Origin of the sequence: Aeromicrobium marinum DSM 15272 (assembly GCF_000160775.2) — a bacterium.
GTDB classification, from domain to species: Bacteria; Actinomycetota; Actinomycetes; order Propionibacteriales; family Nocardioidaceae; genus Aeromicrobium; species Aeromicrobium marinum.
Genome location: NZ_CM001024.1, coordinates 662,064 through 683,176, shown reverse-complemented (window position 1 = coordinate 683,176; position 21,113 = coordinate 662,064). Strand labels below are relative to the sequence as shown.

Annotated in this window: 22 protein-coding genes and 1 tRNA gene; 8 read left to right on the top strand and 15 right to left on the bottom strand. The window is 72.1% G+C overall.

Going from position 1 to position 21,113, the window contains the following annotated elements; all coding sequences use genetic code 11:
- Nucleotides 1–120 precede the first annotated feature (120 nt).
- Both HMPREF0063_RS15625 and HMPREF0063_RS15620 read left to right on the top strand, forming a co-directional pair.
- Nucleotides 121–765 (top strand): TetR/AcrR family transcriptional regulator, encoded by a 645-nt coding sequence (locus HMPREF0063_RS15625; RefSeq protein WP_007077306.1) that lies wholly within the window; start codon nt 121–123, stop codon nt 763–765.
- Between the two features lie 118 nt (nt 766–883).
- Entirely contained in the window at nt 884–1,492 is a 609-nt protein-coding gene (locus HMPREF0063_RS15620; RefSeq protein WP_007077305.1) for a DUF4333 domain-containing protein, read from the top strand.
- Nucleotides 1,493–1,542: 50 nt separating this feature from the next.
- Here the strand turns inward: HMPREF0063_RS15620 and HMPREF0063_RS16930 are convergent, their stop codons facing one another.
- From HMPREF0063_RS16930 to HMPREF0063_RS03630, 5 genes are all read right to left on the bottom strand, one after another.
- Nucleotides 1,543–3,498, bottom strand: coding sequence for a response regulator transcription factor (locus tag HMPREF0063_RS16930; RefSeq protein ID WP_007077304.1), 1,956 nt, complete (start codon nt 3,496–3,498; stop codon nt 1,543–1,545).
- Nucleotides 3,499–3,508: 10 nt separating this feature from the next.
- Nucleotides 3,509–4,366: a peptide chain release factor N(5)-glutamine methyltransferase gene (gene prmC / locus HMPREF0063_RS03645; protein ID WP_007077303.1), complete on the bottom strand. Its 858-nt coding sequence runs from the start codon at nt 4,364–4,366 to the stop codon at nt 3,509–3,511.
- Nucleotides 4,363–5,424: a peptide chain release factor 1 gene (gene prfA / locus HMPREF0063_RS03640; protein ID WP_007077302.1), complete on the bottom strand. Its 1,062-nt coding sequence runs from the start codon at nt 5,422–5,424 to the stop codon at nt 4,363–4,365. Before prfA ends, prmC begins: the two co-directional genes overlap by 4 nt.
- 9 nt (nt 5,425–5,433) lie before the next feature.
- Entirely contained in the window at nt 5,434–5,640 is a 207-nt protein-coding gene (gene rpmE, locus HMPREF0063_RS03635; protein ID WP_007077301.1) for a 50S ribosomal protein L31, read from the bottom strand.
- A 137-nt stretch (nt 5,641–5,777) separates the two neighbouring features.
- Nucleotides 5,778–6,260 carry a glutathione peroxidase gene (locus HMPREF0063_RS03630; RefSeq protein ID WP_007077300.1) on the bottom strand — a complete coding sequence of 161 codons (483 nt, stop codon included), beginning with the start codon at nt 6,258–6,260 and terminating at the stop codon, nt 5,778–5,780.
- Between the two features lie 237 nt (nt 6,261–6,497).
- Between HMPREF0063_RS03630 and HMPREF0063_RS16165 the strand changes: the two genes are divergently transcribed.
- Together HMPREF0063_RS16165 and HMPREF0063_RS03625 are read left to right on the top strand one after the other, a co-directional pair.
- The gene (locus HMPREF0063_RS16165) at nt 6,498–6,671 is read left to right on the top strand and encodes a DUF1059 domain-containing protein (RefSeq protein ID WP_007077299.1); all 174 of its coding nucleotides are present in this window, start codon (nt 6,498–6,500) and stop codon (nt 6,669–6,671) included.
- A 91-nt stretch (nt 6,672–6,762) separates the two neighbouring features.
- Nucleotides 6,763–7,788, top strand: coding sequence for an EAL domain-containing protein (locus HMPREF0063_RS03625; protein WP_040320072.1), 1,026 nt, complete (start codon nt 6,763–6,765; stop codon nt 7,786–7,788).
- Between the two features lie 21 nt (nt 7,789–7,809).
- On the opposite strand, the gene rho is transcribed toward HMPREF0063_RS03625, so the two are convergent.
- From rho to HMPREF0063_RS03605, 4 genes are all read right to left on the bottom strand, one after another.
- Entirely contained in the window at nt 7,810–9,792 is a 1,983-nt protein-coding gene (rho, locus tag HMPREF0063_RS03620) for a transcription termination factor Rho (RefSeq protein WP_007077297.1), read from the bottom strand.
- 184 nt (nt 9,793–9,976) lie between these two features.
- The gene (gene thrB / locus HMPREF0063_RS03615) at nt 9,977–10,858 is read right to left on the bottom strand and encodes a homoserine kinase (RefSeq protein ID WP_007077296.1); all 882 of its coding nucleotides are present in this window, start codon (nt 10,856–10,858) and stop codon (nt 9,977–9,979) included.
- Nucleotides 10,855–11,946 (bottom strand): threonine synthase, encoded by a 1,092-nt coding sequence (gene thrC / locus HMPREF0063_RS03610; protein ID WP_007077295.1) that lies wholly within the window; start codon nt 11,944–11,946, stop codon nt 10,855–10,857. Before thrC ends, thrB begins: the two co-directional genes overlap by 4 nt.
- Nucleotides 11,946–13,253 carry a homoserine dehydrogenase gene (locus HMPREF0063_RS03605; protein WP_007077294.1) on the bottom strand — a complete coding sequence of 436 codons (1,308 nt, stop codon included), beginning with the start codon at nt 13,251–13,253 and terminating at the stop codon, nt 11,946–11,948. The genes thrC and HMPREF0063_RS03605 overlap by 1 nt, the downstream gene beginning before the upstream one ends.
- Before the next feature lie 109 nt (nt 13,254–13,362).
- Here HMPREF0063_RS03605 and HMPREF0063_RS03600 point away from each other — a divergent pair, with 109 nt between their 5' ends.
- From HMPREF0063_RS03600 to HMPREF0063_RS03590, 3 genes are read left to right on the top strand one after another with little or no spacing between them, the layout of a single operon-like run.
- Complete coding sequence (locus HMPREF0063_RS03600) at nt 13,363–13,956, top strand: GNAT family N-acetyltransferase (protein WP_007077293.1); 594 nt, start codon at nt 13,363–13,365, stop codon at nt 13,954–13,956.
- Between the two features lie 27 nt (nt 13,957–13,983).
- On the top strand, nt 13,984–14,676 hold the full coding sequence (locus HMPREF0063_RS03595) for an AzlC family ABC transporter permease (RefSeq protein ID WP_007077292.1): 693 nt from the start codon (nt 13,984–13,986) through the stop codon (nt 14,674–14,676).
- Entirely contained in the window at nt 14,673–14,981 is a 309-nt protein-coding gene (locus HMPREF0063_RS03590) for an AzlD domain-containing protein (RefSeq protein ID WP_007077291.1), read from the top strand. The genes HMPREF0063_RS03595 and HMPREF0063_RS03590 overlap by 4 nt, the downstream gene beginning before the upstream one ends.
- Before the next feature lie 4 nt (nt 14,982–14,985).
- On the opposite strand, the gene HMPREF0063_RS03585 is transcribed toward HMPREF0063_RS03590, so the two are convergent.
- From HMPREF0063_RS03585 to HMPREF0063_RS03560, 6 genes are read right to left on the bottom strand one after another with little or no spacing between them, the layout of a single operon-like run.
- Entirely contained in the window at nt 14,986–15,840 is an 855-nt protein-coding gene (locus tag HMPREF0063_RS03585) for a metal ABC transporter permease (protein WP_007077290.1), read from the bottom strand.
- Nucleotides 15,837–16,568 (bottom strand): metal ABC transporter ATP-binding protein, encoded by a 732-nt coding sequence (locus HMPREF0063_RS03580; protein ID WP_007077289.1) that lies wholly within the window; start codon nt 16,566–16,568, stop codon nt 15,837–15,839. The genes HMPREF0063_RS03585 and HMPREF0063_RS03580 overlap by 4 nt, the downstream gene beginning before the upstream one ends.
- On the bottom strand, nt 16,565–17,470 hold the full coding sequence (locus tag HMPREF0063_RS03575; protein ID WP_007077288.1) for a metal ABC transporter substrate-binding protein: 906 nt from the start codon (nt 17,468–17,470) through the stop codon (nt 16,565–16,567). The genes HMPREF0063_RS03580 and HMPREF0063_RS03575 overlap by 4 nt, the downstream gene beginning before the upstream one ends.
- A gap of 23 nt (nt 17,471–17,493) precedes the next feature.
- On the bottom strand, nt 17,494–18,903 hold the full coding sequence (gene lysA / locus HMPREF0063_RS03570) for a diaminopimelate decarboxylase (RefSeq protein ID WP_007077287.1): 1,410 nt from the start codon (nt 18,901–18,903) through the stop codon (nt 17,494–17,496).
- A gap of 5 nt (nt 18,904–18,908) precedes the next feature.
- Nucleotides 18,909–20,573 carry an arginine--tRNA ligase gene (gene argS, locus HMPREF0063_RS03565; RefSeq protein WP_007077286.1) on the bottom strand — a complete coding sequence of 555 codons (1,665 nt, stop codon included), beginning with the start codon at nt 20,571–20,573 and terminating at the stop codon, nt 18,909–18,911.
- 9 nt (nt 20,574–20,582) lie between these two features.
- A complete protein-coding gene (locus HMPREF0063_RS03560) occupies nt 20,583–20,978 on the bottom strand; it encodes a response regulator (protein WP_007077285.1) in 396 nt (131 codons plus the stop codon).
- A 56-nt stretch (nt 20,979–21,034) separates the two neighbouring features.
- Here HMPREF0063_RS03560 and HMPREF0063_RS03555 point away from each other — a divergent pair.
- Nucleotides 21,035–21,109, top strand: a tRNA-Arg gene (locus HMPREF0063_RS03555).
- Nucleotides 21,110–21,113: the final 4 nt, after the last annotated feature.

Sequence of the window (21,113 nt, the reverse complement as noted above, 5' to 3'; positions counted from 1 at the left end):
GCCCGCCCCTCCCTCGTGCTCGAAACGCACCCTCCGGTTCCTACCAAGCGGTAGGATGCGCACACGGTACCGTGCCGTGTCACAGATCACAACGACGGGGGGTGCACGATGTCACGGGCGATGTCACATAGGAGCGGTCACCCCGATCGCCGGTCGCGTGCGGCCCATCTCGGCCCGGTCGCCCGACGGCCGCTGGTCCTCGACGCCGCGCTCGCGGTCTGGGACCGCCACGGCTACGCGGGGGCGACCACCGCGGCGATCGCCGAGGAGGCCGGCGTCAGCAAACCCGTGCTCTACGAGTGCTACTCCACCAAGGACGCGATCCTGTTCGCGCTGCTCGACCGCGAGGAGGAGCGACTCATGGCGGCCGTCGCCGCCGCCGTCCCGTCCGCGATCGACCCCGAGCACCCCGAGCACACGTTCCGCCAGATGTACGTCACTTTCTTCACCGCGGTCCTGGGCGATCCGATGTCGTGGCGGGTGTTCCTCGACGCGGGCCGCACGGTCCCCCGGGCGCTGCAGCAGCGGGTCGCCGAGGGCCGCGAGGTCTCCGTCGCCGGCATCGCCGCGCTGCTCGACACGTTCACCGTCGAACAGGGCCGACCGATGAGTCCCCGCGAGCTGCACCTGCGGGCCGAGCTGCTCGTCACGCTGGTCGAGAAGAACGCGCTGCTGCTGCTCTCGCAGGAGCCGGGACCCGACGCCTGGACCGTGGAGGACCTGGCGGAGGTCACCACCCGGATCGCCCTGCAGGGCTGGGCCTGATCGACCGCTACAGCGGTCCGGCCGGCGCCGGCCGGCCCTACGCAGAACATCGTATTCTCCCGGCCGGGGCCGGTCGGCAGACTGGGCGCGCCCCCCGCCGCCGTCCCGACGAGGATCCATGAAGAGCCTGCACCCCGCCCGTCCCGCCCGTGTCCGGACCTCCACGACGCGGCGTGCCGGTGCGGCGACGGTCGCCACCGTGGCCCTCCTCGCGTGCGGTGCGTGCTCGGGGACGGTCGACGTGAGTCTGGGCGGTTCGGACGGGATCAGCGGTCCGGCCCTGGAGCAGGACCTCTCGGACCGGGTCGTCGAGCTCACCGACCTGGCCCCGGCGTCGGTGGACTGCCCGGACGGCCTGACCGCCGAGGTCGGGGCCACGACCACGTGCGAGATGGTCCACGGTGGCGTGCGGGCCACGCTGGACGTCGAGGCCACCAGCGTCGCAGAGGACGAGGCCACGCTGGACTTCTCCTGGCAGGTCGAGCCCGGCTCGCAGAGCCTCCTGACCGAGGTCGTGGCCGACACCATCGCCGACGCGTTCGCCGCCGAGACCGGTCTGGTGCTCACGGGGGTGACCTGCCCCGCGTCCGAGCTCGACGGGACGCCCGGGACGGTGATGACCTGCGAGGCCGAGACGTCCGGCGGCCGTTCCGGACCGGTCGAGCTGCAGGTCCGGGGCGCCGAGGGCATGCGGGTCGACTTCTCGTGGCGGCTGGCCGACCGGTAGACCCCGCGGACCCGCTGACGACGTGGCGGCCGGACCGGCCGCCGGCGCCGTCAGCTGCCGCGGACGACCGCCACCGCCGCGGCGGCTCGCGACGACACCCCGAGCACGGCCATCAACGTCTCGACGTGCTTGCGTGCCGTGCCGGGTGAGATGGTCAGGGCCCGCGCGATCTGGACGTTGGTCGCACCGTCGACGATCAGCAACGCCACCTCCGCCTGCCGCCGGGTGAGGCCCAGACGCATCGCCGACTCGACCGTCGCCGCGTGCGCGGGCCGCAGGAGCAGGACGTGGGGTCCGACCGGGTTGACCGTGAGGGACGCGTCGAAGGCGCCGCCGACCTCCAGACTCGTCGACGGCACCCGCTTGACCGACCACCACTCCTGGCCCGGGGTCGAGGGCGTCGACCGCCCCCACAGGGTGGTGCCGAGCAACGAGTCGCCGATGGCCAGTCCCGTGCCGATCCGGCGGCCGATCTCCTCGGCGGCCGGAGTGGACTCGAGGACGGTCCCGTCGTCGGCGACGAGGAGCGTCTCCCACCCGTCGAGCCCGACCGCCGCGGTCATCCCGCGGGCCCGCTCGTAGGCCGCGACCATCCGGTGGATGTTCGAGAGGTGGAGGCGCAGCTCCTCCATGACCCGGCGGTCACGGCCGGTGAAGTCCGCGCCGTCGCGGTTGACGACGAGCGCGATCACGACCCCGGAGGGGGCCGGCAGCCCGAAGGCCGCCTGGCTCCGCACACCGAGCGGGGCGTAGTAGTGCCGGAACAGCTCGGTGTCCTCGAAGGTCCGGTCGGGGTCGAGGTCGAGCAGCGTCCGGACGTCGGACTCGCCGTCCTCGGAGATGTGCCGCACCAACGGGCTCTGGTGGGCGTACCGCGTGAACGTCCCGATGTTCTGGTCGAACCAGTCGGCCTCCCGTTCCGGCCAGACGAAGGTCGCCGTGCGGGCCGTCGACAGGTTGGTCTCGTTGTACGAGGCCCAGATGCCCGGGACCAGCCGGTGCAGCTCGCGGCAGGCCATCCGCGCGAACTCCTCGAGGGTCGCAGCCCGTCCGATCCGGCCGATGGCCTCCAGGACGGCCTCCTGGTCCTCCACGGTCAGCCCTTCGGTGGCGGTGGCCCGCGGCCGGTCGGGTTCCGACGCCGGGTGCACCACCCGTCGCATCAGGAGCCGCCACCGTCGCTGGTGCTCCACGGCCTGCACGTCGACGCCGCCGTAGGCGCTGTCGATCCGGTGGACGCCGGTCGGGCCGGCTCCCGCCGTCGCGACCGACCAGAGGTGGGTGCCCACGAGGGAGCGACCGACCAGCACCGACGCGCCGATGCTCTCCCCCAGCAGGGCGGCGTCCTGCGTCGCCGCCAGCACGACGCCCTCGGCGTCGACCACGGCCACCTTCCACCCGTCGCTCACCGTCAGCGCAGCGGCCAGCCGGGCCCGCTCACGCCAGACGAACAGGTCGCGCAGGTTCGCCACGTGGGGTCGCCAGAGCGCGGCGATCTCCCGATCGAGGGGCTCGAATCCCTCGGCGGCCCGGCACACGGTCATGGTGGCCACGGTCCGGGGGGCCGACGGCAGACGGATCGCGAGCTGGTCGTGGACCCCGTGCAGTGCGTAGAAGTCGGTGTGCAGCACGCTGGTGGTGAACGGTTCGAGGCGGCCGAGGTCACCCCAGGTCGCCACCGTTGCCGCGTCGTCGGCGAAAAGGTGTCGCAACGTCGGGTGCTCGCGACCGTGTCGTGCGTGCATCGCGACGTAGGACTCGTGCCAGTCGGCCGACTGCTCGGGCCAGGTCGTGACGGACGCGTCGCCCGACACGAGGTCGACCTCCTCGAAGGTCGCCCAGAGACCCGGGACCAGCCCGTGCAGCTCGCGGCTGGCCGCCGCGGCGAACTCCGCGCGGGTCGCGGACGACCCCAGGCGGGCGACGGCCTCCAGCACTCGCGCGTGCGGGGTGGGGACGAACGCCTCCCTCGGATCCGCCTGCTCGCGATCGCCGCCGGTCCTCACCGATCGGATCCTATCGATCCGCCGGCCGGCGAGCGGTCACGAACCGTGGTCTGCCGGCCAGGTCGACGTGGTCGCGCACGTCGACCCACCGACCCGCGAACACGGCCGGTGCGGTGTCGCCCTGGGCGTCGGCGTGCTCGGCCCCGACGACTCCCCCCGGCCGCAGCAACCGCCACGCGGTCTGCTCGACGACCCGCATGGCGTCCAGCCCGTCGTCGCCGGACCACAGGGCCAGCGCCGGGTCGTGGTCGCGCACCTCGGGCGCCACGCTCTCCCAGGCGTCGAGCGGGATGTACGGCGGGTTGGCGACCACCACGTCGACGGTGCCGTCGAGGTCACCGAACGCGTCCGCCATGTCGCCGAGCCTCAGGTCGATCCCGGTGCCGGCGAGGTTCTGGTGCGCCCACCCGAAGGCCACCTCGTCGAGCTCGACGGCGTGCACCACGGCGGTGGGCACCTCGTGCACGATGCTCAGGGCGATCGCCCCCGAACCGGTGCAGAGGTCGACCACCACCGGGGATTCCGGGCCGCGGGCGGAGAGCTGCTGCACAGCCCAGCCCGCCAGCAGCTCGGTCTCGGGTCGGGGGACGAAGACGCCGGGCCCGACCTCGAGGTCGACGTGCCGGAAGGCCGCGGAGCCGGTGAGGTGCTGCAGGGGCACGCGGGCGGCGCGGGCGGCCACGAGGGCGAGGTAGTCGCGTCGCTGGACCTCGTTGGGGCGCGCCGACAGGCGCAACATCGCCCTCGGCACCCCGGTCACGTGGCTGAGCAGGAGCTCTGCATCGACCCGGGGGGAACCGACGCCGGCGTCGGTGAGGGTCGTGGTGGCCTGGTCGAGCAGTCGCTCGCCGGGTGGGCGGATGCTCACCCGTGCTCGACGGCGGCGAGCCGGTCGGCGAGGTCGGCCTCGACCAGCGAACCGATGACGTCCTCGAGCCCGCCGTCCATGACGGCGTCGAGGTTGTAGGCCTTGAAGCCGGTGCGGTGGTCGGAGATCCGGTTCTCGGGGAAGTTGTAGGTGCGGACCCGCTCGGACCGGTCGACCGTGCGGATCTGCGAGCGACGCGCGTCCGACGCCTCGGCATCGGCGGTGGCCTGGGCCGCCTCGAGCAGCCGGGCCCGGAGGATGCGCAGGGCCTGCTCCTTGTTCTGCAGCTGGCTCTTCTCGTTCTGGCAGCTGGCCACGACCCCCGTGGGCACGTGGGTGATGCGGACGGCCGAATCGGTGGTGTTGACGCTCTGGCCCCCGGGCCCGGAGGACCGGTACACGTCGATCCGCAGGTCGCTGTCGTGGATCTCGACGTCGACGTCCTCGGCCTCGGGCAGCACGAGCACCCCGGCGGCCGAGGTGTGGATGCGACCCTGGGACTCCGTGACGGGGACACGCTGCACCCGGTGGACCCCGCCCTCGAACTTGAGCAGGGCACCGGGCGCCTCGCCCGGCTCGGGCGTGGACCGCGCCTTGACCGCCGCCGTCACCGACTTGTAGCCGCCGAGGGCGGACTCGGTGGAGTCGAGGATGTCGACCCGCCAACCGCGGCGCTCGGCGAAGCGCGTGTACATGCGCAGGAGGTCGGCGGCGAACAGGGCCGACTCCTCGCCCCCCTCGCCGCCCTTGATCTCCAGAATCACGTCCTTGGCGTCGCCCGGGTCGCGGGGCACCAGGAGCCGTTGGAGACGCTCGCCGAGCTCAGGCAGCCGGGCCTCCAGCTGGACGACGTCGTCGTCCATCCGGAGCTCCCGGGCTGCCTGCAGGTCGTCCCCGGTCTGCTGCCACTCGCGGTAGGTGCGGATGACGGCGGTCAGCTCGGCGTACCGCTGACCGATCCGTTTGGCCTGCACAGGGTCGGCGTGGACCGAGGGGTCGGCCATCTTGCGCTCGAGCTCGGCGTGCTCGGCGACGAGTGTCTCGACGGCGTCGAACACCCGTGGCGCTTACTTGTTGCCGTAGCGCTTCTCGAACCGCGCGACACGTCCGCCGGTGTCGAGGATCTTCTGCTTGCCGGTGTAGAAGGGGTGGCAGGCCGAGCACACGTCGGCACGCAGGGTGCCCTCGGTGGCCGTGCTGCGGGTCGTGAACGAGTTGCCACAGGTGCAGGTGACCTGGGTCTCGACGTACTCCGGGTGGATGTCGCGCTTCATGGTGGTCCTCTCGTGGGGCCGCTGGGTCGGCTGCGCGGCTGCGCACCGTGAACCAGAGCCAAGGAGTGATGGTGCCAGTGTCGACGGGGTCAACACAAATCGCCGACCGGGTGTTCCCGGGCCCGGCGCGGGTCCGATCAGGCCGGGAGGAGCTTCTCGATGTCAGCCGCGATCTTCTCGGGCTTGGTCGTGGAGCCGTAGCGCTTCACGACGTTGCCGTCGGGGTCGATGAGGAACTTGGTGAAGTTCCACTTGATCTTGCTCGGCCCGAGCCCGCCCTTCTCCTTCTTCAACCACTGGTAGAGCGGGTGGGCACCGTCGCCGTTGACCTCGATCTCGGAGAACAGCGGGAAGGTCACGCCGAAGTTCTTCTCGCAGAAGGTCGCGGTCTCGTCGTCGTCACCGGGGTTCTGGCCGCCGAACTGGTCGCACGGGAACCCGAGTACCACCAGTCCGCGGTCGACGTACTGCTGGTACACCGTCTCGAGGCCCTTGAACTGCGGCGTGAAGCCGCACTGGGTGGCCGTGTTGACGACGAGGAGGACCTTGCCGCGGTAGTCGGCGAGGTGTCGTTCGGTGCCGTCGATGGCGGTGGCGGAGAAGTCATGCGCTGTGGTCATGGGACCAGCCTAGGAGGTCCGGCGGCGACCCACCGGGTGACCTGAGCCGGACGACCGGCCGGACCGGTCGGACTCCGTCGTGCGCCGACTCATGGTCATTCAGGACCAGATCGACCCCCGGATCGCGTTTTCGCCCACGATCGCCGCGCGCGAGAGGCATTCCGGCCCTATCCTCGTTCCACGGGTCCGCGGCCGATCGGCCATCGAGGAACGGACCCACGGATTGGGAGGTCCGCCATGAAGAAGTTCGCTTGCGGTGACGTCGTGCCCGGGTGCCGCGCCGAGTGGGTGTGCACGACGGAGGACGAGATCTTGTCCAACGTCGCGGCCCACGCGACGGCCGACCACGGTCTGATGGAGGTGTCGGCCGAGCTGGTGGCGGCTGTCCGCTCCAGCATCGTGACCGTCTGAGGCCCGAGCTCGCGCCGTGCCGGATCGGCGGCGCGCACCCGGAACGGTGATGACCGACATGAGGGGGGGACGGGACCCGCGGGGTTCCGTCGTGGGTTCCCAACCCATCCTCGACGTGGTGCGCGGGGTCGCTGCGGGCTACCAGGCCGTCGCGCTCACCCCCGACGGTCAGGCGCAGCCCAGACCCCGCGGGGGCGAGGCACGGGTCGCGCAGACCGAGCACCTGGTGCGGTCGGCCCTGACGACGGTGCCGGCGCTGCCCACCAACACCTTCATCTCGATCCCCGTACCGCTCGACCTGCTGGCGCAGGGACGGGTGCGTTCGCCCCTCGATGCCCACGGGGAGCTGTCGGGCATCGTCCTGGACGTGGTCGACTTCGTGCCGGACCCGGCTCCCGCCGACCTCGACGCCCTGGCCGCGTACCGCCACGCGGGCGCGACGATCGCCGTCGGCGGCAGCGAGACGGCGCAGCCCGAGCTGCGGAGCATCCTCGACCTGCGACCGGACATCATCCGGCTCGGGCGTGACTGGATCCACGAGATCGACACGTCGGACCCCAAGCGGGCGGCGGTCGAGCTGGTCGGCAACCTGGCCGCGCAGCTCGATGCCTGGATCCTGACCGAGTCGGTCTCGACCGCCGGTGAGCTGCGTGCTCTGGCGGGCCTCGGGGTGCCCCTGGCACAGGGTCCGCTGATCGGTCGTCCGAGCCCGGGGTGGCCCGACATCACCCACGCGGCGCACCGCGCGCTGCCGCGCCCCGTGGGTCCCGGGGACCGCGGGCTCCGGTCGCTGCTGCAGCAGGCCTACACGACCGACCGCCCTCCGGCCGCGGACGCACCGGACGGCGAGACCAGCGGTTTCGAGGTGGTCGTCGTCGTCGACGAGGCGCGACGCCCGGTCCAGCTGCTGGTGAGGAACGACACGGGGGGCTGGCTGCCGCTGGATCCCCTGACCGTCAACGTCGACACCCCGGTCGGGGAGGCGGCGACCCGGGCCGTGGCCCGCCCCCGCGCGGCGCGGTTCTCGCCGGTCGTCTGCACCGACGCTGCCGGACGGTTCCTCGGGATCTTGTCGATCGAGCGGCTGATGGCCCGGCTGGCCGACGGGTCGTCCTGACCCGTCGGCCCGGGCCGAGGACTACTCCTCGACGTCGCCCGACGCGGGAATGGTCCGGGTGATCTGCTGCAGGAACTCGGCGTTGGTCGAGGTCTTGCGCAGCTTCTCGAGCATCAGCTCCATGCCCTGCTGACCGTCCAGCCCGGACAGGACGCGGCGCAGCTTCCAGACGACCGCGAGCTCGTCCTTGGACATGAGCTGCTCCTCGCGGCGGGTGCTCGAGGCGACGACGTCGATGGCGGGGAAGATCCGCTTGTCGGCGAGGTCACGGCGCAGGCGCAGCTCCCAGTTGCCGGTGCCCTTGAACTCCTCGAAGATCACCTCGTCCATGCGCGAGCCGGTCTCGACGAGCGCCGTCGCCAGGATGGTGAGCGATCCGCCGTTCTCGATGTTGCGTGCCGCGCCGAAGAACTTCTTCGGCGGGTAGAGGGCCGACGAGTCGACCCCACCCGACATGATGCGGCCCGAGGCGGGAGCGGCGAGGTTGTAGGCCCGTCCCAGACGGGTGATGCCGTCGAGGAGCACGACCACGTCGAGGCCGAGCTCGACCAGTCGCTTGGCCCGCTCGATCGCGAGCTCGGCGACCGTCGTGTGGTCGGTCGCGGGCCGGTCGAAGGTCGAGGCGATGACTTCACCCTTGACGGTCCGCTGGAAGTCGGTGACCTCCTCGGGACGCTCGTCGACCAGCACGATCATCAGGTGGCACTCGGGGTTGTTCGCCGTGATGGCGTTGGCGACCTGCTGCATGATCATCGTCTTGCCGGCCTTGGGCGGCGAGACGATGAGGCCACGCTGGCCCTTGCCGATCGGCGAGACCAGGTCGATGATGCGACCGGCGAAGGCGTTCTGGTCGCCCTCGAGGCGCAGTCGCTCCGAGGGGTAGAGCGGCGTCAGCTTGCCGAACTCGACCCGCTGCTTGGCCTCCTCGACCGACATGCCGTTGACCGAGTCGACCCGCACCATCGGGTTGAACTTCTCCTTGCGCTCGCCCTCACGAGGCTGACGCACCTGCCCGACCACGGCATCGCCGCGGCGCAGCCCCCACTTGCGGGCCATCGCGAGCGACACGTAGACGTCGTTCTCGCTGGGCAGGTAACCGGTGGTCCGGACGAACGCGTAGTTGTCCAGGATGTCGAGGATGCCCGCGGCGGGCACCAGCACGTCGTCGTCGCTCACCTGGATCTCGGTGTCGCCACCGCGGTTGCCGCCGCGGTTGCGACCACGGCGGTTGCGCCGGCGACCGTTGCCGAACTCGTCGTCGCCCTGACCGTCGTCCTGCTGGCCGCGGTCGTTGTTCTGGCCACGGTCGTTGTTCTGGTCCCGGTCGTCGCCCTTGGACTGGTTGCCGCCCTTGGACTGGTTGCCGCCCTTGGACTGGTTGCCGCCCTTGGACTGGTTGCGGTCGTCGCCCTTGGGCTGGTTGCCGCCCTTGCCCTGGTTGCGGTCGTCGTCCTTGCCCTGGTTGCGGTCGTCACCCTTGGCCTGGTTGCCGCCGTCACCCTTGGCCTGGTTGCCGCCGTCACCCTTGGCCTGGTTGCCGCCGTCACCCTTGGCCTGGTTGCCGCCGTCACCCTTGGCCTGGTTGCCCCCGCGACCCCGGCCACCCCGTCCACGCGACTCGTCAGCGCCCGCATCGGACGCGCTGGTGGCGGGTGCCTGCTCAGCCGGCTCGGTGGCATCGGGAGCGGCCTGGGCGCGCTTGGCCTGCCGGCGGGCCGGCTTCTCGGCCGCCGGTGCCGACTCCGGGGCCTTCGCCGCCGCAGACGTCGCCGGCGCCGCGTCGGCGGGCGCCTTCGCCTCGGTGCCCTTGGCCGCGGGCGCGTCGCCGCGGGCGGCCTTGATGGCGTCGATCAACGCTCCCTTGCGCATCGAGGAGGCCCCCGAGATGCCGAGGTCGGTGGCGATCTCCTGGAGCTCGGCGAGGACCTTGCCGCCGAGAGCCCCGGAGGACTTGCGGGGCGCAGCGGGCGCAGCGGAATCTGAGGCGATGGTGGTGTCGGTCACGTGGTTCCCTTTGACGTAGGACTGGCCACAGCCGGAGACTCCGGCGGATGTGATGAACTCGCCCGCATCTGGCGTGGCGATCTCTGTGGCGTCGTGCCGGGGAGCATGGAACTCGACTCCGGCGTTTTCATGCTAGCACCCGGTCGCCACCGCACCCGACGGTGCCGACCGACCCGTCAGGCCGTCAGGACGCGGGGAGGACCACGGCACCGTGAGGATCGACGTCGAGATGGTGGACCACCCATCCAGGCGGACAGAAGTCGTCGATGCCGCGGGCGAAGGCGAGCACGGTGGGCCCGGCCCCGGAGATGATGGCCGGCACACCCTCGACGCGCATCCGCCGGACCAGGGCGTAGGAGTCCGGCATGGCCAAAGACCGGTACGTCTGGTGCAGACGGTCCTCGGTCGCCGAGATCAACCGGTCGGGCGCGGCGGTCAGCGCAGCCACCAGGAGGGCCGCCCGACCGGCATTGAACGAGGCGTCCGCGTGGGTGACGGTGTCCGGCAGCAGACCCCTGGCCCGTTCGGTCGACACCGGCTCCGGCGGCACGAAGACGGTCACCGGCACGTCGCAGTCGAGGCGTTGCGCGGCAGCCGCCGCGCCGTCGACCCAGGCGATGGTCAGGCCGCCCAGCAGGGCGGGAGCCACGTTGTCCGGATGTCCCTCGAGGTCGGTGGCAAGCTGCAGGAGCATGAGGTCGTCCAGCCGGTCCTCCCCCGCGACGAGTGCCCGGGCAGCGACGAGTCCGCCCACGATGGCCGCAGCACTCGATCCGAGCCCGCGCCCGTGCGGCACGGCGTTGGTGCAGGTGAGCCGAACCCCGGCCGGACGCTCGCCGAGCAGCGAGAACGCCGCCTCCATCGACCGCACCACCAGGTGCGTGTCGTCGAGCGGGACCTCCCCGGCACCCTCGCCACGCACCTCGACCACCAGCCCGTCGTCGGTCGCCTCGACCGTGAGCTCGTCGTGCAGTCCCAGGGCCAGGCCGAGGGCGTCGAAGCCCGGGCCGAGGTTGGCGCTGGAGGCCGGTACGCGGACGCGCAGCGGCCCGCTGACCGGACTCACCGGAGTCCGGCCGCCTCGGCGGCGGCGTCGACGTCGGCCTCGATCACGGAGTCCACGAGGGTGCCGCCGTGGTCGAACAGTCCCGAGAGGGCGGTGTCGATGTCCTTCAGGCCGTGACCGGTGACCGTGACGGTGACGGTGAGTCCCGGCTCGACCTCTCCGGCCGCGGCAGCGGCCAGCAGGCCGGCGACGCCGGCGGCCGACGCCGGCTCGACGAAGACGCCCTCCCGCGCCGCGAGCTCACGCTGGGCGGCCAGGATCTGCTCGTCGGTGACGGACCCGATCCGTCCGCCGGACTCGTCGCGCGCGGCGACCGCCAGGTGCCAGGAGGCCGGGTTGCCGATCCGGATGGCCGTCGCCACCGTCTCCGGGTGAGGCACCGGGATGCCCGACACCAACGGCGCCGCTCCGGCCGCCTGGAACCCCCAGAGGGTCGGCGTGTGCGCGGCCAGACCGGCCTCGGCGTACTCGCGGAACCCCAGCCAGTAGGCCGAGATGTTGCCGGCGTTGCCCACCGGCAGGACGTGCAGGTCCGGTGCCGCGCCGAGAGCGTCGACCAGCTCGAAGGACGCCGTCTTCTGACCCTGGAGGCGGACCGGGTTGACCGAGTTGACGAGGGCGACGGGGTAGCGCTCGGCCAGCCCGCGGGACACCTGCAGGCACTCGTCGAAGCCGCCGTGCACCTGGATGACCTCGGCGCCGTGCATGACCGCCTGCGCCATCTTGCCGGCGGCGATCTTGCCGTGCGGGACGAGCACGATCGGGGTCAGACCCGCCCGGGCCGCGTAGGCCGTCATCGACGCGGAGGTGTTGCCGGTGGAGGCGCAGACCACGGCCTTCGCACCCTCGCCGACCGCCACGGAGATCGCGGCCGTCATGCCCCGGTCCTTGAACGAGCCGGTCGGGTTGTCACCCTCGACCTTGAGCCACACGTCGCCGTGGACGAGCCCGGAGAGCCATGCCGAGTGGACCAGGGGTGTGCCGCCCTCCCGCAGGGTGACCACCGGGGTCTCGGCCGTGACGGGCAACCAGTCGCGGTACTCCTCGATGACGCCGCGCCACAGGTGGGCGCCGGTACGGGTCTGCATCAGATTCCTCCCTCGACCCGCATCACCGAGGACACGTCCCGCACGATGTCGAGCCCCCGCAGGGCCTCGACCGTCGCGGCGAGCGAGGCGTCCTCGGCCTCGTGGGTCACGATGACCAGCTGGGCGTCGGAGCCGTGGCCCTCCTGGCGCAGGTTCTTGATCGAGACGTCGAACCGGGCGAACTCCTGGGCGATGACGGCCAGGACTCCGGCGCGGTCCTGCACGTCGATCGCCACGTGGTAGCGCGTCCGGGCCCGACCGACGTCGATCACCTCGAGGTCGGCGTGGGTGGTCTCCCCCGGTCCGAAGATCTCCCTGACCCGGTTGCGGGCCACCGAGACCACGTCGCCGAGGATCGCGCTGGCGGTCGGGGCGCCGCCGGCCCCCGGACCGTAGAACATCAGCTGGCCCGCTGCCTCGCTCTCGACGAAGACGGCGTTGTACGCACCGCGGACGCTCGCGAGCGGGTGCTCGAGCGGGATCATGGCGGGGTGGACGCGGGCACCGACGGAGGTCTCGGTCCGCTCGCAGATCGCCAGCAGCTTCACGACGCAGCCCATCTCGGCCGCCGAACGGACGTCTGCGGCGGTGACGTCGCTGATGCCCTCACGGTGGACGTCGCCCAGCGACACCCGGGTGTGGAACGCCAGCGAGGCGAGGATCGCGGCCTTCGCCGCGGCGTCGAACCCCTCGATGTCCGCGGTGGGGTCGGCCTCGGCGTAACCCAGACGCTGGGCCTCCTCGAGTGCCTCGGAGAACCCCTGCCCGAGGGTGGTCATCTGGTCGAGCACGTAGTTGGTGGTCCCGTTGACGATGCCCAGCACCCGCTGCACCCGGTCGCCGGCCAACGACTCACGCAGCGGCCGGACGATGGGGATGGCGCCGGCGACGGCGGCCTCGAACGACAGGTCCCGCTCGGCCTTCGTCGCGGCCGCGGACAACCGGGCACCGTCCTCGGCGACCAGCGCCTTGTTGGCCGTGACGACCGACGCTCCCGCCTCGAGCGCGGCGAGGATCAGCTCGCGGGCCGGCTCGATGCCACCGATGACCTCGACCACGACATCGATGTCGCCCCGGGTCACCAGGCCGAGCGCGTCGGTGGTGAACAGCTCGGCCGGCACGTCGAGGTCGCGGTCACGATCCAGCCGGCGGACCGCGATACCGACCAGCTCGAGCGGCAGACCGACCCGACGGGCCAGCTCGTCGGCGTCGCGGGTGAGCAGTCGGGCGACCTCCGTGCCGACCACGCCGCACCCGAGGAGGGCGATGCGCAGGGGACGGTCGACGGACGGCTCGGACGGGTTCACCGGACCAGCGTATCGGCGCGGCGTCCGGCCGCGGACCGCAGTGCGGGGCGAGCAGGTCGACGGATGCGGGATCCGGCGTTCTGTCGCCCCCACGTCCTACGGTCGGGGCATGACGGGCGACACGACGTGGGACACCCACCCCCTGACCCCCGACCGGTTCGACGACTTCGCCGACGTGATCAACCCGAACCGGCGGGCCACGCACTGCTGGTGCCTCAGCCACCGGCTCCGGGCACGCGACATCACCGAGCTCGGCGACGGTGACCGGGAGCGGGCGATGCGGACGTTGACCGCGCGTCGGCCCCCGCCCGGCGTGGTCACGTACCGCGACGGCGTCCAGGTCGGCTGGGCCCACATCGGACCGCGGGCCGAGATCCCTCGCCTCGCGGGCTCGAGGCTGATGCGACCGGTCGACGACCTCCCGGTCTGGAGCATCGTGTGCGTCGTGGTGCGCGGCGGCCACCGCCGCCAGGGCGTCACCCGGCACCTGATCGACGGAGCCGTGGCCCACGCCGCCGAGCACGGAGCGCCGGCCGTCGAGGCGCATCCCGTCGACCCTGGCGACGACCGGATCGACCTCACCATGGCGTTCGTGGGCACCCGCGCGATGTTCGAGCGCAGCGGTTTCGAGGTCGTGGGCACCACGGACGCCGTGGCCTCGAAGCTGCCCCGGCTGGTCATGCGACGAGCCCTGCCGACCTGAACGAGCCGCGCCGTAGGCTCAGCGGTCATGGACGCCACCTCCTTCCGTCTCGGGTTGCGGGCCGGTGTCCCCTTCGGCGCCGCCAGCTTCCTGCTGTCCCTGTCGTTCGGTGTCCTGGCCCGCGAGACCGGGTTCTCGCCGACGGCGGCCCTGGTCATGTCCGCCCTGGTGTTCGCCGGCTCGGCACAGTTCGCGTCCGTCGCGATCCTGGCCGGCGGTGGCGGGGCGCCCGCGGCGATCGCGGCGGCCGGCCTGATGAACTCCCGCTTCCTGCCCATGGGGCTGGCGCTGGCACCGTCGCTCCCCGGCAACCGGTGGTGGCGGGCGGCCCAGGGCCAGGCCGTGGTCGACTCCTCGTGGGCGTTGGCGATGCGACCGGACGGTTCGTTCGACCGGTGGTTCCTCTTCGGCACGACGGCCCCGCAGTACGTGGCGTGGTTGGCCGGCACCGCGACCGGGGCCTGGGGCGGGCGGGTGCTCCCTGATCCGGCCACCTTGGGTCTCGACGCGGTCTACCCCGCCTTCTTCCTCGCGATCCTCGCGCCCGAGCTGCGGCGCCGGCGCGGCGCCGGAGTGGCGGCAGGCGGCGCAGTCCTCGCGTTCGCCCTCGTCCCGTTCAGCCCGCCGGGGGTGCCGATCCTCGTGGCCGGTGCGGCCGCCCTCTGGGGGCTGCGACCTCCCCCGGCTCCGAGGATCCGTGCGGAAGCTCGTGCGTCGTGACGACCGTCTGGTGGACCATCGCCGGGTGCATCGTCGTCACCGCCGTGATCAAGGGCATCGGGCCGCTCCTGCTGGGTGACCGCGAGCTGCCGCCGTGGTTCGCACGGGTCGTGGTGCTGATGGCGCCGGCCCTGCTCGCCGCCCTCGTGGTCACGAGCGCTCTCGCCGACGGCCGCACCTGGCAGTTCGGCGCCGACACCGTCGGCGTGGCGGCGGCCGGGATCGTGGTGTGGCGGGGTGGGTCGGCGATCCGTGCGGTGATCGTGGCGGTGGTCGTGACGGCTCTGCTGCGGGCGGTCGGCTGACGGCTCAGGCCACCGGGTCGGGCGAGGACCGACGACGCAGCTGGGCGATCACGCCGCGCTCGGGCGCCCCCAGGTAGACCAGTGCGAACAGCGATCCCTGGGCCAGCACGACCAAGGCCCCGGGCGACGCGTCCACCACGTAGCTGACGTAGATGCCGACCACCCCGCACCCCGCGGCCGACACGGGCGCGATCCACAGCATCCGGTCGAACCGGTCCGTCAGCAGGTGGGCCGTGGCGCCGGGGATGATCAGCATCGCCACCACGAGGATCACCCCGACGACCTGCAGGGCGACCACCGTCGTGAGGGCCAGCAGACCGAGCAGCAGCGCGCTCAGCCGGGCCGGCGACAGACCGATCGTGTGGGCGTGGGCCGGATCGAACGCGAACAACGTCAGGTCGCGGCGCTTCAGCAGCAGCACCGCGAGCACGGCGGTCCCGATCACGGCCACCTGCAGCAGCTCGCCGTCGCTGACCCCGAGGACGTTGCCGAACACGATGTGGCTGAGATCGGTCTGGCTCGGGGTGACGGAGATCAGGGCGAGTCCGAGCGCGAACAAGGTGGTGAAGACGATCCCGATCGCGGCGTCCTCGCGGATCCGGCTGGTCGAGCGGACGACCCCGATCAGCACGACCGCGAGCAACCCGAAGACCAGGGCACCGATCGAGAACGGTGCGCCGACCAGGTAGGCGAGCACCACGCCCGGCAGCACGGCGTGCGACACCGCGTCCCCCATCAGCGACCACCCGATCAGCACCAACCAGCAGCTGATCACGGCGCACACCACCGAGGCCACCGTCGTGATCGCGAACGCGATGAGCATGAAGTCGTAGGAGAACGGCTCGAGCAGGTCGGTCATCGACGCTCCTGCTCGTCGAGTCCGAACACGGTGCCCAGGTGCTCCGGGGCGAGCACGTGCTCGATCGGACCGTGCAGGACGACCCGGTTCCGCAGGGCCACCGCCTCGTCGCAGAGGCCGGCGAGCCCGTGCAGGTCGTGGGTGGCGACGAGCAGGGTGCGCCCCTCGGCCGCGAGCTCGCGGAGCAGGGCGGTGATCGCCGCCTCGGTGGGACGGTCGACACCGGCGAACGGCTCGTCGAGCAGCAGCACGGCGGCGTCCTGGGCGATGCCGCGGGCGACGAACGCCCGCTTGCGCTGGCCGCCGGACAGCTGACCGACCTGCCGCCGGGCGAGCCGGGTCAGGTCGACCCGCTCGAGCGCGGCGTCGACGGCCTCGTGGTCGGCCGCCCGCGGGCGCCGGGTGGGTCCGAGCCGTCCGTACCTCCCCATCATCACGATCTCGCGGACGTCGACGGGGAACGCCCGGTCGATGCCGTCCTCCTGGGGCACGTAGGCGACCCGACCGTGACGTCGGGCCTCGGCGGGCGAGCCACCCAGGATCCGGACCTCCCCGCGGTCGGGTCGCACGGTGTCGGTCAGGGCCTTGAACAGGGTGCTCTTGCCCGAACCGTTCATGCCGATCACGCCACAGACCCGCCCCGGCCGGACGACGAGGTCGACCTCGCGCAGCGCACGGGTCGACCCGTAGCTCACCGAGAGGTCGCGGACCTCGACCGCCGGCGTCACGGGCGCTCGCCGGTCAGGGCCCCGACGATCACGTCGACGTCGTGCCGGATGAGGTCGAGGTAGGTGGGCACCGGACCGTCGGCCTCGGACAGGGAGTCGACGTAGAGCACCCCACCGAACCGGGCGCCCGTCGTCGACGCCACCCGCTGCATCGCGTCGTCGGACACCGTCGACTCGCAGAACACCGCCGGCACCTCGGCGGACTCGACGAAGGCGGTGAGGTCCGCCACCCGCTGGGGTGTGGCCTGCTGCTCGGCGTTGACCGGCCAGAGGTACTTCTCGGTCAGACCGGCGTCGCGGGCCAGGTAGGAGAAGGCTCCCTCGCAGGTCACCAGCGCCCTCCGCCCGGGGGGCAGCACCGCCAGGGCCGCCACGAGGTCGTCGTTGACCTGCTGCAGCTCGGCGCGGTACGCAGACCCGTTGGCGGCGAAGTCCGCCGCGTGCTCGGGCGCGAGCTCGCTGAAGGCCTCGACCATCACGTCGACGTACAGCTGCACGTTCAACGGCGACATCCAGGCGTGCGGGTTGGGCCGGCCGGCGTAGGCGTCGCCGGCGATGTCGATGGGATCGACACCATCGCTCACCACCACGTGGGGCGCGTCGACCCGGGCGAGGAACTGTTCGAACCAGGCCTCCAGGCCCAGTCCGTTGTCCAGCACGAGGTCGGCCTCGGACGCGCGACCGATGTCGCGCGGGGTCGGCTCGTAGCCGTGCACCTCGGCGCCGGGCTTGGTGATCGACTCCACGCGCAGGTGCTCGCCCGCCACCTCCCTGGCGATGTCGGCCAGGACCGTGAACGTGGTCAGCACCACGGGTCGGTCGTCGTCGGAGCCTGCCGCCCCACACCCCGCCACGAGCAGCACGGCGAGCGCAGGAGCGACGGCACGGACGAGGAACGACACCGCGCCAGCGTAGATCCCCTCGGTCAGATGACGTCGAGGCGGAGCAGGTCGTCCTCGGTCTCGCGGCGCAGGATCAGCCGTGCCTCGCCCTCGCGGACGGCGACGACCGCGGCTCGGGGCACATGGTTGTAGTTGCTGGCCAGCGACCGGCAGTAGGCACCGGTCCCGGGCACCGCCACGAGATCGCCCGCGGCGACGTCGGCCGGCAGGTACTCGTCCTTGACCACGATGTCGCCCGACTCGCAGTGCTTGCCGACGACGCGGCTCAGCACCGCCGGCGCCTCGGACGAACGGGACGCGAGCGTGGCCGAGTAGTCGGCGCTGTACAACGCGGTGCGGATGTTGTCGCTCATGCCACCGTCGACCGCGACGTAGCGCCGACTCGCGCCGCCGTCGAGCGCCACCTCCTTGGTGGTGCCGACCTCGTACAGCGTGAAGGTGGACGGCCCGACGATCGCCCGACCCGGCTCGATCGACAGCTTCGGCACGCCGATGTCGAGCGCACCGCACTCGTCGTGGACGATCTTGACCATCTCGCGGGCGAGGTCCTGCGGGTGGCGGGGGTCGTCCTGGGTCGTGTAGGCGATCCCGAAGCCGCCGCCGAGGTCGAACTCCGGCAGCGTCACCCCCAGCTCGCGCTCGATCTCGGCCTGGAGCCGCAGGACCCGGCGGGCCGCGACCTCGAAACCGTCGGTGACGAAGATCTGCGAGCCGATGTGCGAGTGCAGCCCCAGCAGCTTGAGACCGGGAGCGGCGACGATGCGGCGCACCGCCTGGAGGGCGTCGCTGGGACGGCCCTCCCGACCGTGGATCGAGAAGCCGAACTTCTGGTCCTCGTGCGCCGTCGAGATGTACTCGTGCGTGTGGGCCTCGACGCCGGCGGTGACCCTGACCATGACCCGGGCGGTCACCCCCAGCTCCTCGGTGAGCCCGACCAGCCGGTCGATCTCCTCGACGGAGTCCACGATGATGCGGCCCACCCCGAGCTCGAGCGCGCGCCGCAGCTCGGCCACGGACTTGTTGTTGCCGTGCAGCCCGATCCGCGCCGGCGGGAAGTCGGCCGCCATCGCCACCGCCAGCTCGCCGCCGGTGCAGACGTCGAGGTTCAGGCCCTCCTCGGCGACCCAGCGGGCCGTCGCCACGGACAGGAACGCCTTGCCCGCGTAGTACACGTCGGCGGTGTCGAACGCCTCGCGGAACGCGCGGGCCCGCCGGCGGAAGTCGTCCTCGTCGAGGACGTACAGCGGGGTGCCGAACTCCGTGGCCAGCTCGGTGACCGACTCGCCCGCGACGGTGAGGACGCCGTCGACCTTGGAGACGTGCGTGGCCCACAGGTGGGGCACCAGCTCGTTGACGTCGTCGGGGCGGTTCAGCCAGGCGGGGCCACGGTCGCCGGCCTGGCCGTGCAGGGCACCGGCCTCGTGTGCACGCATCCGGGTCACATCCTCTCGGGCGCGCCGACGCCGAGCAGCGCGAGTCCGTTGGCGACGACCTGACGGGTGGCGGCGACCAGCACCAGTCTGGCGCGGTGCAGGTCGGTGGCGTCCTCGTCCCCCTGCGGGAGGACCCGGCACTGGTCGTAGAACTGGTGGAAGGAGCCGGCGACGGACTCCAGGTAGCGGGCGACCCGGTGCGGCTCCCGCAGCTCGGCCGCGCGGGCCACGAGCCGCGGGTACTCCGCCAGGCTGCGCAGCAGTTCGCCCTCGCGGTCGGTCGACAGCTGACCCGGGTCGAAGCCCTCGAGATCGACGCCGAGACCGAGATCGGCGGCGTTGCGCAGGATCGAGGACAGGCGCGCGTGGGCGTACTGCACGTAGTACACCGGGTTGTCGCTGTCGGCCTTGGCCCACAGGTCGAGGTCGATGTCGATCGTCGAGTCGGTGGAGTAGCGGGCGAGGGCGTACCGGGCGGCGTCGACGCCGATGGCCTCGACGAGGTCCTCCAGCGAGACGACGGTGCCCGCCCGCTTGCTCATGCGCAGCGGCTCGCCGTCGCGGACCAGGTTGACCATCTGCCCGATCAGCAGCTCGAGGTTGACCCCCGGCTCGTCGCCGAAGGCCGCGCACATCGCGAGCATGCGGGACACGTAGCCGTGGTGGTCCGCGCCCAGCATGATCAGGCAGCGGTCGAAGCCACGCTCCCGCTTGTCGAGGTAGTACGCCAGGTCCCCGGAGATGTAGGCGGGCTCTCCGTCGGACTTGACGACCACCCGGTCCTTGTCGTCGCCGAAGTCCGACGTGCGCAGCCAGGTGGCGCCCTCGGACTGGTACATCTTGCCCAGCTCGGTGAGCCGGGCGATGGCACGGTCGACGGCCCCGGACTCGTGCAGGTCGTTCTCGTGGAAGTAGACGTCGAAGTCGACACCGAAGTCGTGCAGGCTGGCCTTGATCTCGCCGAACATCTGCTCGACGCCGGCAGCACGGAACACCTCGGTCGCCTCGTCGTCGGGCAGGTCGGCGGCACCCGGGTGCACCGCGACGACGTCCCGCGCGATGTCGTGGATGTACTGGCCGCCGTAGCCGTCCTCCGGCGCCGCCTGCCCCCGGGCGCTGGCCAGCAGCGAGCGGGCGAACCGGTCGATCTGCGCACCGTGGTCGTTGAAGTAGTACTCGCGGGTGACCTCACCGCCCACCGCGGTCAGGATGCGACCGAGGCAGTCCCCGACGGCCGCCCACCGGACCCCGCCGATGTGGATCGGGCCGGTCGGGTTGGCGCTGACGAACTCCAGGTTGATCCGCTGGCCGGCGTAGAGGTCGCCGGAGCCGTAGGCGTCACCCGCCGTGAGCACGTCGGCCGCGACCGTGCCCTGGGCTCCCGCAGCGACCCGGATGTTGAGGAATCCCGGACCGGCGATCTCCGCCGCCGCGACACCGTCGTGGCCCACGAGGGCGTCCGCCAGGTGCTGGGCGAGCTCGCGGGGGTTCACCCCGGCCTGCTTGGCCAGCCGGAGCGCGATGTTCGTGGCGTAGTCGCCGTGCTCACGGACCTTGGGTCGCTCCACCAGCACGGTGTCGGGGACACCGCCCGGAAGGTTCAGCACCCCGGCCTCGACGAGCGAGGCGAGGGCACCGACGATGGCGTCGGACAGCTGCTCGGGGGTCACCCGCGGAGTCTACCGACGCCGCTGCTCGACCAGGTCCTGGACCGTCCGCACCAGGTGGTCGGGGTCGAACGGCTTGACGATGTAGGCATCGACGCCGGCGTCCATCCCCCGCTGCACGGAGGCCGGGTGCCCCTGGGTGCTGACCATCACGACCGTCAGGCCGGCCAGTCGCGGATCGGCGCGGATGGCGACCACCGCGGCGACGCCGTCCATGCGGGGCATCATCACGTCGACCGTGACCGCGTCGGGCAGCGGGTCGGCGGCGCGGAGCTGCTCGAGGCAGTCGATCCCGTCGACCGCCTCGTCGATGTCGAATCCGGCCAGCTCCAGATTGGCCCGGATGAGGAACCTGATCGAGGCGGTGTCGTCGACGACCAGGACCCGCGGTCGCCGAGGATCTCCCATGCGTCCCACGATATCGGCCGTGGGGTAGGCTCGGCGCCGAACGAAGGCCGGATCCGGCCCCCGTAGCTCAGGGGATAGAGCGCCGCCCTCCGGAGGCGGAAGCGCAGGTTCGAATCCTGCCGGGGGCACCACGAT